General features: G+C 57.9%; 11 protein-coding genes. All 11 read right to left on the bottom strand.

The genetic code is table 11. The features are described 5' to 3' along the window. Positions 1 to 22: 22 nt before the first annotated feature. The 11 genes from ACJ9N4_RS18025 to hpaG all read right to left on the bottom strand — a co-directional run bounded on the left by ACJ9N4_RS18025 (position 23) and on the right by hpaG (position 11,400). On the bottom strand, positions 23 to 916 hold the full coding sequence (locus tag ACJ9N4_RS18025) for a helix-turn-helix transcriptional regulator (protein ID WP_411500689.1): 894 nt from the start codon (positions 914 to 916) through the stop codon (positions 23 to 25). Positions 917 to 1,096: 180 nt separating this feature from the next. Then, positions 1,097 to 1,609: a 4-hydroxyphenylacetate 3-monooxygenase reductase subunit gene (locus ACJ9N4_RS18020; protein ID WP_182273607.1), complete on the bottom strand. Its 513-nt coding sequence runs from the start codon at positions 1,607 to 1,609 to the stop codon at positions 1,097 to 1,099. 17 nt (positions 1,610 to 1,626) lie between these two features. After that, a complete protein-coding gene (gene hpaB / locus ACJ9N4_RS18015) occupies positions 1,627 to 3,189 on the bottom strand; it encodes a 4-hydroxyphenylacetate 3-monooxygenase, oxygenase component (protein WP_014168483.1) in 1,563 nt (520 codons plus the stop codon). Positions 3,190 to 3,366: 177 nt separating this feature from the next. Beyond that, positions 3,367 to 4,299 (bottom strand): 4-hydroxyphenylacetate catabolism regulatory protein HpaA, encoded by a 933-nt coding sequence (gene hpaA, locus ACJ9N4_RS18010; protein WP_182919349.1) that lies wholly within the window; start codon positions 4,297 to 4,299, stop codon positions 3,367 to 3,369. 9 nt (positions 4,300 to 4,308) lie between these two features. After that, on the bottom strand, positions 4,309 to 5,655 hold the full coding sequence (gene hpaX / locus ACJ9N4_RS18005; RefSeq protein ID WP_182919350.1) for a 4-hydroxyphenylacetate permease: 1,347 nt from the start codon (positions 5,653 to 5,655) through the stop codon (positions 4,309 to 4,311). A 21-nt stretch (positions 5,656 to 5,676) separates the two neighbouring features. Further along, on the bottom strand, positions 5,677 to 6,474 hold the full coding sequence (hpaI, locus tag ACJ9N4_RS18000) for a 4-hydroxy-2-oxoheptanedioate aldolase (RefSeq protein WP_196390768.1): 798 nt from the start codon (positions 6,472 to 6,474) through the stop codon (positions 5,677 to 5,679). Positions 6,475 to 6,483: 9 nt separating this feature from the next. Further along, the gene (hpaH, locus tag ACJ9N4_RS17995; protein WP_182273603.1) at positions 6,484 to 7,287 is read right to left on the bottom strand and encodes a 2-oxo-hept-4-ene-1,7-dioate hydratase; all 804 of its coding nucleotides are present in this window, start codon (positions 7,285 to 7,287) and stop codon (positions 6,484 to 6,486) included. Positions 7,288 to 7,416: 129 nt separating this feature from the next. After that, complete coding sequence (locus tag ACJ9N4_RS17990; protein ID WP_196390769.1) at positions 7,417 to 7,797, bottom strand: 5-carboxymethyl-2-hydroxymuconate Delta-isomerase; 381 nt, start codon at positions 7,795 to 7,797, stop codon at positions 7,417 to 7,419. Between the two features lie 9 nt (positions 7,798 to 7,806). Then, a complete protein-coding gene (gene hpaD / locus ACJ9N4_RS17985) occupies positions 7,807 to 8,658 on the bottom strand; it encodes a 3,4-dihydroxyphenylacetate 2,3-dioxygenase (RefSeq protein ID WP_182919353.1) in 852 nt (283 codons plus the stop codon). A 1-nt stretch (position 8,659) separates the two neighbouring features. After that, positions 8,660 to 10,126 (bottom strand): 5-carboxymethyl-2-hydroxymuconate semialdehyde dehydrogenase, encoded by a 1,467-nt coding sequence (gene hpaE, locus ACJ9N4_RS17980; RefSeq protein ID WP_395121839.1) that lies wholly within the window; start codon positions 10,124 to 10,126, stop codon positions 8,660 to 8,662. Next, complete coding sequence (hpaG, locus tag ACJ9N4_RS17975) at positions 10,123 to 11,400, bottom strand: 4-hydroxyphenylacetate degradation bifunctional isomerase/decarboxylase (protein WP_411500688.1); 1,278 nt, start codon at positions 11,398 to 11,400, stop codon at positions 10,123 to 10,125. The genes hpaE and hpaG overlap by 4 nt, the downstream gene beginning before the upstream one ends. Positions 11,401 to 11,452 lie beyond the last annotated feature (52 nt).

Here is an 11,452-nt window from a genome sequence, read left to right as displayed (position 1 = left end):
TTATGTGATTGAGATCACCTGATTAGGGTGCAGACTCCTGTGCCAGATAGTCTTCCAGCGTCTTCACGAACTTCTCTTTCAGCCACACCGGCTCTAAAATCTGAATGTTCGGCAGCCAGTAGAAAAGCAGCGGCAGGATCTGGTTCTCATGTGCCGCCAGGCAGCGGAGCGTGACGCCACCGCTTTCCTCACCCAATAGTTCTTGTTCTGGCAGTAAATTGCGGCGCTGGAAGTAGTGCGAAATATTACGATTGATAAATACTTTCACTTCGAAAGTACTCTCAGACACCCACGGATCGAGGCGTTTCTCCAGTAGCTCAATCACGTGCTCCTCAGGCATAAATGTGCTTTTCTGAATATCAAGCCAGCTAATCTGACTCAGGGAGAAGGATTTCAACCTGCTATTTTCGGTGGCTTGTAAATACCATATATTTTTTTGGTTAATGAGTTTGTATGGATTAATCAGACGGGTTTTGCCTTTATACACAATCTGGCAAACATTACGATTCTTAATCGATTTCTCAATTTTCGATAAATGGCGGCGAATATCACGCTGTACGGTATGCTCTGCATCATTTCCAAGAATAAGAATATGATTTTCGTCAACGCGGGATTCAAGTTTTTGCCAAAAATCTGTATTTCTTTCCGGGAAAAAATTATCAGCATTCAGGAAGTTAGAGATGGTGTGGTGCAGACCTTGTCCATAAGTTGATTGTGCGGTGTGGATCAAACGATATAGCCCATTACCGGTATGTTCCACTATCGGGGAGAGCGCATTTAAATCACGGTAGACGGTACGCTCGGTAATTTTAAATTTTTCCATCAGCGCGCTGCGGTTTACCACACCGTTTAAATGTAGCTCCACCAGAATATCGACCAGACGTTCAGCCGAGCGGCTCCGCGTCGAATTAGCCATAAGGTATTCCTGTTTATTTAAGGGATATGCGCTGAATTATGCGGGTGGCACTGACAGGAAATGTCAGTATTCAGACACAGAAAATTTATCTTATGGTTATATAACGGCGTGATTTAGCGGAAACCTTAGTATTTTTTGCGGGAAACGCGCTGGCCGCGGGGTGCGCCAGCGCGTGGCAGATCAGACGGTTGCTTCTGACTCCATCATCACCGGGTGGAAGTTGCGTTTAAAATAGATCAGGCCGTGGCCCTCTTCGCTCAGAATGATGTTTTTAATTTCAACAAGATAAACCAGATGCGTGCCGATGGTTTGCACCTGGCTTATCTCCCCTTCAAGGCTTGCCAGCGCGCCTTTGAGCACGGGTTGTGTCAGCGGGCCTTTCTGCCAGCAGGAGAGGCTAAAACGCTCCTCCATCGTCATGCCGGTCATCCCGGCAAAATGGCGAGCCATGAGCTCCTGCTCATGGTTGAGCACGTTGACGCACAGTTTACCGTTCCCCTGAAACACCGGGTTCATCGCGCTGTTGGCGTTAATACAGACCATCAACGAAGGGGGCGTGTCCGTGACCGGGCAGACGGCGGTGGCGGTAATGCCGCAGCGACCTGCATCGCCCTCAGTGGTGATAATATTGACCGCCGCCGACAGGCTGGCCATCGCATCGCGAAAACGCAGGCGTTGTTCATTTGATTGCATTGAAACCTCCCGCTGCGTTATTTCAGCAGCTTATCCAGCATGTTGATATCGCTGTTGTTGTGCAGGTGTGGCACCGTCCAGCCGTGTTGGTCGTACTCGGACATGCAGCGGTCGACCATCGCCATCATCTTGTCCATGTTGCCGGAGCTCTGCGCCTGGCGCAGACACTGCAGGCGAATTTCATCCTGGCTGCCGGAGTAGTTGATCTCATACAGCTCGTGACGACCGCCAAATTCGCTACCGATGGCATCCCACATCAGTTTCAAAATCTTGATGCGTTCAACGTGATCCATGCCGTTGGAGCCACGCACGTATTTCGCCAGATACTGGTCAATCTGCGGGTTGTTCAGGTCGCGGGCGCTGGACGGCAGGTAGATAAGACCGCTGGTAACGTTACGTTCGATGATGTTCTTGATCTTCGCGTAGGCCATTGGGGCCATCACGCGGTAGGTTTGCAGCGCGGCATGATCCGGCAGATACGCGCCATTCACCCACGGGGTAGCTTCGGAGCACATGGAGTCACTCAGCGCCCAGAACATATTGCGCCAGGCCACCACTTCGCCCAGATCGGCCTGTACGCCGCGGAACTCCAGGGTGCCGGTACATTCCAGTGATTTTTTCAGCAGGGCGGTGATGAAGTCGAGTTTGACTGCCAGACGCACGCAGGCCTGCAGCGGGTACATCCGCGCAAAACCACCTTCCATCGTCCAGCGACGGCAGCGATCGAAATCGCGGTAGATCAGCACGTTTTCCCACGGGATCAGCACATGATCCATCACCAGAATGGCATCGTTCTCGTCGAAGCGGCTGGAGAGCGGGTAGTCGTACGGAGAACCGGTTGCGCCAGCCACCATTTCGTAGGAGGCGCGGGAGATGAGCTTCACCCCTTCGGCATCCATCGGCGCGACGAACATCAATGCGAAGTCCGGGTTTTCACCCATCACCTGTGCAGAGCCGAAGCCGATCATGTTGTAGTGGGTCAGCGCCGAGTTGGTCGCCACCACTTTTGCACCGCTGACGATGATCCCGGCATCGGTTTCTTTTTCCAGCTTGATGTAGACGTCTTTCACCTCGTCCGCCGGTTTGTGGCGGTCAATCGGTGGGTTAACGATGGCGTGGTTGAAGTACAGCCCCGTTTCCTGGATGCGGGTGTACCAGTTGCGGGCGTTCTGCTCGAACTGGCCGTAGAAGGCCGGGTTGGCTCCCAGCGCGCAGCCAAACGCTGCTTTGTAGTCCGGCGTGCGGCCCATCCAGCCGTAGCTCAGGCGTGACCACTCGGCGATGGCGTCACGCTGCTGGCGCAGGTCGTCGGCACTTTTCGCCACGCGGAAGAACTTGTGGGTGTAGCCGCCGCTGCCGGTATCAGTGCCCCAGCACAGCGTGTCCTGCATGTCGGGTTTGTGCAGCGCGTCGTACATCTGGGCGATGGAGGCTGCCGCGTTGCGAAACGCCGGATGGGTGGTGACGTCTTTGACGCGCTCGCCGTAGATATAAATCTCACGACCATCCTGCAGGCTTTTTAAATACTCTTCGCCGGTTAACGGACGTTTGGCATCAGCGCGGAAATCTTCAGGCTTCATAGGGACCTCGTAACGGAATAGGATTGTTAAATTTATGTTTTGTTTTTGTTGTTTAATTGAAGCGTGAGAGAGGCGGCAGGTGAAGGGACGATTGGGACAACGACGGGTACTTTTCACGATAGATCGCAGAGTGTGATTTCCCTCACCCTAACCCTCTCCCAAAGGGAGAGGGGACGGTTACTCCCTCTCCCTTTGGGAGAGGGCAGGGGTGAGGGGAACAGGCGACACGGGTACTTTCTGCGCCCGATAGCTGCTGGGTGAGCACCCCACTAAGCGGTTAAAAAACCGCGCGAAATAGGCCGGATCTTTAAACCCCAGTTGCCAGGCAATTTCACTCACCGGGCTGTCGGAAAACAACAGCAGCCGCCTGGCTTCACGCAACTGCCGGTCGAAGATCAACCGTTTTGGCGGCCGGTTGGCGAAGCGACGGCAGATATCGGTCAGTCGGGATTCGGTAAGGTGCAGCTCGCTGGCGTAATCCGGCACCGTCCAGTGTTCATGGTAATGGACGTCAATCAGCTGGTTAAAGCGCTGGAACAGCTTCAGCTCGCCGCGCATGCCGTTTGCGGCATGGTCGTCGAGTTTGGCGTTGCGCAGTAGCAGAGTAAAAACCGCCTGCGCCAGCAGCGCCAGCGTATGCTCGCGCCCGGGCAGCTGTTCCGTGGATTCGCGCTCAATCAGCTGCCAGTAGTGTTTCAGTGCCGCCAGCTCGTCGGGTTTATCGGCCAGTGACAGGCAGATGCCCGGCAGGCCGAAGGCTTCCCGCGTGCCGGGGTAGAGCACCTCTAACAGCGGCCAGATCAGATCGTCGCGCACCGTCAGCACGTGCCCGTCACTGTCGGATTCGGTGATAAACGCGTGCGGTACCGACGGTGGCGTTAAGACAAACAGCGGAGCCTGCACCGAGTAGCGGTGATCGTCGAGCTGCAGCTCAATCTGCCCGGTATCGAGAAAGTGCATCTGAAAATACTGGTCGTGACGATGCGCCTGCATGTCGCGGCCAAAAAAGGCCGCCATGCGGGCGAACGACTGGTAGTGCACATCGTCAGTACCCAGACTTTCGTCGTACTCTTTGCTGATGTCGATATTGGCGACAGGGCTCTGGCACATAACCGTTCCTCAGTGGATCTTCTGCGCGGCGATGTCCGGTTCATGCTCCAGGCTTTCCCGCTGCGTCATCGGGATCCGGGTCAGCACCAGCGCGCCAACCACCAGCAGCCCGGCCACAAACCACAGACCAGAGCTGAAGCTGCCGGTCGTATCGCGCAAAATGCCGATCAACAGCGGGCTGACTGCAGATCCTACGTTACCGATGGCGTTGATCACCGCCAGCGCGACCGCCCGGGACTGCAGGCTAATAACCTGATCCGGCGTCGTCCAGAATATCGCCATAGCGGTAAACGATCCGGTTGAGGCCATGATGATGCCAAGCAGCTGGATCAGACTGTGGTCTGTCGCCGACGCCAGCATCCATCCCGCCGCCGCGAACAGATACGGCAGGATGGTGTGCTTTTTTCGCTCTTTTAGCCTGTCGGAGCGGCGGCTCCACCAGATCATCCCGAGGATGGTGCAAAACTGTGGGATCGCCGCCAGCAGGCCGATCACGATGTTGCTGCTGTGGCTGTTAAAGCTTTGCAGGATCTGTGGCGTCCAGATGTTGATAGCACTCAGCGTGTTGGTCAGGCAGAAATAGGCCAGGGTGTAGAGCAGCACTGCCGGGGTCAGCACTTCGCGCAGCGTCGATCGTGGTGTGACGGAGCGGGCAATGGCGACTTCCTGCTCGCGGGCGATCATCGTTTTCAGCACCCGTTTTTCGTCATCATCCAGCCAGCTGGCCTGATCCGGCGTGTCGTTAAGGAAGAACCAGGTCACCACGCCGAGCACCACGGAGGGCAGCCCTTCCAGCAGAAACAGCCACTGCCAGCCTTTCAAATTCCATAGCCCGTCCAGCGCCAGAATATAGCCAGAGAGGATAGAGCCGAGCATCATGGTCACCGGCATGGCAATCATAAACAGCGCGTTGGCACGGGCGCGGTGATAGGCCGGGAACCACCAGGTGAGATAGACCAAAATCCCCGGCAGGAAGCCCGCCTCCGCAATACCCACCAGCATGCGTAAAACGTAGAGCGTCTGCGGGCTGGTGGCGAACATGGTGCAGGTGGAGGCAATGCCCCACACCACCATGATCCCGGCGATCCAGCGGCGCGCACCGATTTTCGCCAGCATGATGTTGCTGGGGATACCGCACAGCACGTAGGTGACGTAAAACAGCGTTGCCGCCAGGCCAAACATGGTGGAGGTGAGGCCCAGATCTTTGCCCATCGTCAGCCCGGCAAAGCCGATGTTGATGCGGTCGAGAAACGAGAAGACAAACAGGATAAAGAGAAACACGATCAAACGACGGAACAGCTTGTTTATAACGCGATGTTCAACAGCTTTATTATCTTGCAGGGTAGAGGTCGTCATGGTGCGCTCCAGATCTTACATTCAGTAGACGGATTTATTGTTATTAACTGACGTAACCGGGTTATCGATAAAACGTGCCGCCAGCGCTTCGGCGCTGCGGGCGAGCAGGGTGGTGTCCACGCCGACGGCGACAAACAGCGCGCCGAGTTCGAGATAGCGTTTTGCCAGCTGCTCATTGGCCATCAGGATGCCGGGCGCTTTGCCCGCAGCACGAATCTGCACGATCGCCTGCCCGATGGAGGCCTGTACTTCCGGGTGCTGCGGATTACCGGCAAAGCCCATGTCGGCACTGAGATCCGCCGGGCCGATAAACACGCCGTCCACGCCTTCTACATCCAGGATCTGCGGCAGGTTTTTCAGCGCCTCGCGGGTTTCAATTTGTACCAGCACGCACATGGCGTCGTTGGCCTGTTGCAGGTAATCGGGAATGCGGTTCCAGCGTGATGCACGCGCCAGAGCACTGCCCACACCGCGAATGCCCGCAGGCGGATAACGGGTGGAACGTACGGCCAGACGCGCTTCGTCAGCGTTTTGCACCATCGGCACCAGCAGGGTTTGCGCGCCCACGTCCAGCAGTTGCTTGATCTGTACCGGGTCGTTCCACGACGGGCGCACCACCGGCTGGCTGGCATACGGCGCAATCGCCTGAAGCTGGGTTAACACGGTTTGCACGCTGTTGGGGGCATGCTCCCCGTCGATCAGCAGCCAGTGGAAGCCTGCACCCGCCAGCAGTTCAGCGCTGTAGCTGCTGGTCAGTCCCAGCCATAAACCGATTTGCGGTGTTCCGGCTTTCAGCGCCGCTTTGAATGCGTTTTGCATGGTTGTCTCCTAGACAAAGCGGCAGCTGATGGAACCCATGTCGCCGTAGTCCACGTGGAAGGTATCGCCCTTACTGGCGGTGACCGGACGGGTAAACGACCCTCCGAGGATGACCTGCCCTGGCTCAAGCTGTACGTCGTACGGTGCGAGTTTGTTGGCCAGCCATGCCACACCGTTCGCCGGGTGGTTGAGTACGCCAGCGGCGACGCCGGTCTCTTCGATCACGCCGTTGCGATAGAGCAGGGCGGAGATCCAGCGCAGATCCAGCGCGTCGGGCTTAATCGGGCGGCCGCCGAGGATCACGCCTGCGTTGGCGGCGTTATCGGAGATGGTGTCGAACACCTTGCGCGGGCGCTGGGTGTCCGGGTCGATGTTGTGACAGCGGGCGTCGATCAGCTCCAGAGCCGGGATCACGTAGTCGGTGGCGTTGTAAACGTCGAAGATCGTGCAGTTCGGGCCGCGCAGCGGTTTTGCCAGCACGAAGGCCAGCTCCACTTCGATGCGCGGGACGATAAAGCGATCGACGGGAATGTCACAGCCGTCGTGGAAGAACATGTCGTCCAGCAGTGCGCCGTAGTCCGGTTCGCTAATCTGCGAGCTGGCCTGCATCGCTTTGGAGGTAAGGCCGATCTTGTGGCCTTTCAGCACCCGGCCTTCGGCGATCTTCAGGCTCACCCATTCGCGCTGTACGGCGTAGGCGTCGTCGATGGTGATCGTCGGGTAGTCGAGTGAGATCTGGCGGATCTGCTCCCGGGATTGCTCCGCCTGATGCAGACGATGAGCGATCAGGGTATGGGTATGTTTATCGAGCATGGCAATATCCTGTTGTAAGGTTTTCTCCCTCTCCCCGTGGGAGAGGGCCGGGGTGAGGGCATCAGGCCGCAGCGATTTCCCCTCACCCTAACCCTCTCCCAAAGGGAGAGGGGACAGACCGTGCCGGTATTACTTAAACAAGGCGTGCACGTTGTTTTGTTTGTAATTGAGCGTCGGGTGCAGCTCGTCGAGCTCAAACGACAGCGCCAGATAACGGCTCGCCATCAGCGCGGCGAAGTGCGTTTTGATAAGCTCAAACAGCATCTCCCCCACGGCTTCCCGGCTCTCCAGGCTGCGCCCCGTGCCGATTTTCAGCGTCATATGCACAAACGCGTAATCGTGCTTACCGTCGGCCATCTGCCAGGTATCCAGCCAGTGCGCGCGGCTGCGGATACCGCCGAGCGGGAAGATGCCCGTGGCGGCAAGTGCGTCGTTCACTTTGGCAAACAGCCCCGGCAGGTCAGCCTGTTCGCGGATGTTGTCAGTACATTCAGCAATAAAGTGCGGCATAGGGGTTCCTTACGCGGGCAGCGGGAAAACGGCGTTGACCTGACCGGTACCGGAGCTGGCAAACAGTTCGGTGAGAAACTCCACCTTGCCGTCGTATTTATCCCAGCCGAGCATCCCCAGCAGCATCACCGTGTCGTGCATGTTGCCCTCGCCGTAGCAGTAGTCGGCGTATTCCGGCAGCATGCTGCAAAATTCTTTGAACTGGCCTTCGCGCCACAGCTTCACCACGCGCTCGTCCATCTGACGGTCGAACTCGCGGGTGTAGCTGTTCATCCCTTCTTCCGCGCGCTGGTCGTCGATAAAACGGTGCGACAGCGAGCCGCTGGCGAGCACCGCCACGGTGCCGTCGTATTTTTCGATGGCGCTGACGATGGCCTCACCCAGCCTGCGGCTGTCGGCGAAGTCGTGCACGGTGCAGAACGCCGAGATGGAGATCACTTTGAAGTGCTTGTCGCTGTTCATGTAGCGCATCGGCACCAGCGTGCCGTACTCCAGCTTCAGGCTCGGGATGTTGTGCGCTTTGGCGCGCACGCCGAGCTTCACCGCTTCGTCAGCAATCAGCTGACCCAGCGCCGGATTGCCGTCGTAGTCGTAGGTCATGTCGCGGATAAAGTGCGGCAGCTCGTTGCTGGTGTAGACACCTGCGAAATGATCCGCACAGTTGATGTGGTAGGCACTGTTCACCAGCCAGTGGGTGTCGAACACGATAATGGTATCCACGCCCAGCTCGCGGCAGCGCTGGCTGATCTCTTTGTGGCCGTCGATGGCTGACTGGCGGCAGCCGTGGTTTTTGCCCGGCAGCTCAGAAAGATACATCGACGGAACGTGCGTGATTTTTGCCGCTAACGCTAACTTGCCCATATCAGACTCCCCATTTTGGAATCGGATGGTCGCCCATAGAGATACAGACGTTTTTCATCTCTGCGAACACGTCAAAGCTGTACTCGCCGCCCTCACGGCCGGTGCCGGAGGCCTTCACGCCGCCAAACGGCTGGCGCAGGTCACGCACGTTCTGGGTGTTGACGAATACCATGCCCGCTTCGATATTGCGCGCCAGGCGCAGCACTTTACTGATGTCCTGCGTCCAGATGTACGACGCCAGGCCGTATTCCACGTCGTTGGCCAGGCGCAGACCTTCCGCTTCGTCCTTAAACGGCAGCAGGCAGGCCACCGGCCCGAAAATCTCTTCCTGCGCCACGCGCATGCGGTTGTCGACATCTGCCAGCACGGTCGGGCGCAGGAAGTTGCCGCCTTTCAGGTGCGCAGGCAGATCGGTGGGTTTGTCCGGGCCGCCTGCCAGCAGGGTGGCTCCCTCTTCAATACCGAGGCGAATATAGCCGGAGACTTTTTCCCAGTGTTGCTGGCTAATCAGTGCGCCAACCTGGGTGTCTGGATCGGTCGGGTCGCCCACGCGCAGACGGTTGGCGCGTTCGGCAAAGCGCTTTACGAACTCCGGGTAGATGCTCTGTTGAATGAAGATGCGTGAACCGGCGGTGCAGCGCTCGCCGTTGATGGAGAAGATGGTGAACAGGGCGGCGTCCAGCGCGCGCTCGATGTCGGCATCTTCAAAAATCAGCACCGGGGATTTTCCCCCCAGCTCCATCGAGTATTTTTTCAGGCCGGCGTTCTGCATGATACGGCGTCCGGTGGCGGTGCCGCCGGTAAAGGAGACGGCACGCACGTCGTGATGACGTACCAGCGCGTCGCCCGCCGTTGCGCCATAGCCCTGCACCACGTTCAGCACGCCCGCCGGAATACCCGCTTCCAGCGCCAGCTCGCCCAGACGGTCGGCGGTCAGCGGCGAGAGTTCAGACATCTTCAGCACCGCGGTATTGCCCAGCGCCAGACACGGTGCGACTTTCCAGGTGGCGGTCATAAACGGTACGTTCCACGGCGACACCAGCGCGCAGACGCCAACGGGCTGCACCAGGGTGTAGTTGAGCATTTTGTCGTCGACCGGGTAGGTTTTGCCGTTCATCTGCTGGCACACTTCGGCGAAGAACTCGAAGTTATGCGAGGCGCGCGGGATCAGCACGTTTTTGGTCTGGTGGATCGGCAGGCCAGTATCGGCAGTTTCCATTGCGGCGATCTCAGGGACGTTTTGATCGATAAGATCCCCGAGACGACGCATCAGGCGTGCGCGCTCTTTCATCGGCAGATTGGCCCATTTCGGGAATGCCTCTTTTGCCGCCGCAACCGCCTGATTAATTTCTGCTTCACCGCCGGCGGCCACTTCAGCCAGCACTTCGCCGGAGGCCGGGTTAGTGGTGTGGAAGTAGTCGCTTCCTGCTACGTTTTTGCCGTTGATCCAATGGTTAATCTTTTTCATTTTGCCGTTTCCTCACTCACAATTCGGTTCACCAGGCGGCCAACGCCTTCCACTTCCACCACCACTTCGTCGCCAGGCACTACGTCGGAAAGGCCTTTTGGCGTGCCGGTGGCGATCATGTCGCCCGGTTGTAAGGTCATAAATTCGCTCAGGTACGCAATCAGGAACGGGATGCTGAAGATCAGATCCGCCGTGGTGCCTTCCTGGCGTAGCTCGCCGTTAACGAAGGTGCGCAGGGTTAAGTTGTGCGGGTCGGGGATAGCTTCTTTGGGCACCACGTTGGGGCTGATGGGGGTTAACCCGTCGCGGCTTTTCACCCGCAGGTTCGGGCGGTAGTAGTTTTCCAGGTAGTCGCGAATGGCGTAGTCGTTACACACCGTGTAGCCCGCCACATAGTCCATCGCCCCGGCTTCGCTGACCTTGCGTGCGGTTTTGCCGATTACCACCACCAGCTCCGCTTCGTAGTGCATGTAGTCGACGTTGTCCGGGCGTACCGACGTCTGGTTGTCGCCGTTAAAGGTGTTCGGTGCTTTGATGAACACCAGCGGTTCAGTCGGCGGCTTAAAGTCCAGCTCGCTGGCGTGATCGGCGTAGTTCAGGCCCAGCGCAAACAGCGTGGCGTGAGGGTGTGGGCGTTGAACGGTGGCGACGTCGCACGCCTCAACCACCGGGTTTTCCAGGGGCGGGAAACCTTTTGCCAGGATACGCACGCGATCGCCGGGGCGCAGCGCCACGCGCGAGTGCGGGGTGCCAATCAGAATGGCATCGCCGGGGTTGAGGGTGGCGAATTCGCTCAGGGCGCTCAGCAGTTCGGCCGCGTTACGCTGCAGATCTGCGGTGTTCCAGTGGTCGGCTTCGCGGCCATTGATCTCGGTGATGATGGTCAGGTTATCGACATTGTCGACAGTGGCAAGCTCGCCGAGCGGGCAAAATCCGTCACGGCATTTGGCTTTGATCGCCGGGCGGTAAAAGCTCTCTTCCGGCAGGCTCACCTCGTTGGCCAGCGCGTATCCGGCGATGTACTGCGCAGCGTCTTCCACGTGTACCTTGCTGGCCGTTTTGCCGACCACCAGAGCCACCGTTGCACCGCTTAACACCGTTTCCCCATGCGGAAACGGGATGGGTTCACCTGCGCGGATCACGGTGTTATGGGGTTTGATAAACCATACCGCCGTTTTAGGTGGGGTGTGATAAGGGGCTTTTTCAAACGCGTCGCCCCAGGCATCACGCTGGCTGCGATGGTTAAGCGCCACGGCAAAAACAGTACCTTTCATTGACTACTCCTCAGGCCGGGGATCCGGGTTGTGATTTCATTAATATGTTAAT

The sequence above is a fragment of the Enterobacter sp. LM3 genome (assembly GCF_046622475.1).
Lineage (GTDB): Bacteria > Pseudomonadota > Gammaproteobacteria > Enterobacterales > Enterobacteriaceae > Enterobacter > Enterobacter cloacae_P.
The sequence above is the reverse complement of the archived record's forward strand: the minus strand, read 5'-3'. Positions and strand labels throughout refer to the sequence as shown.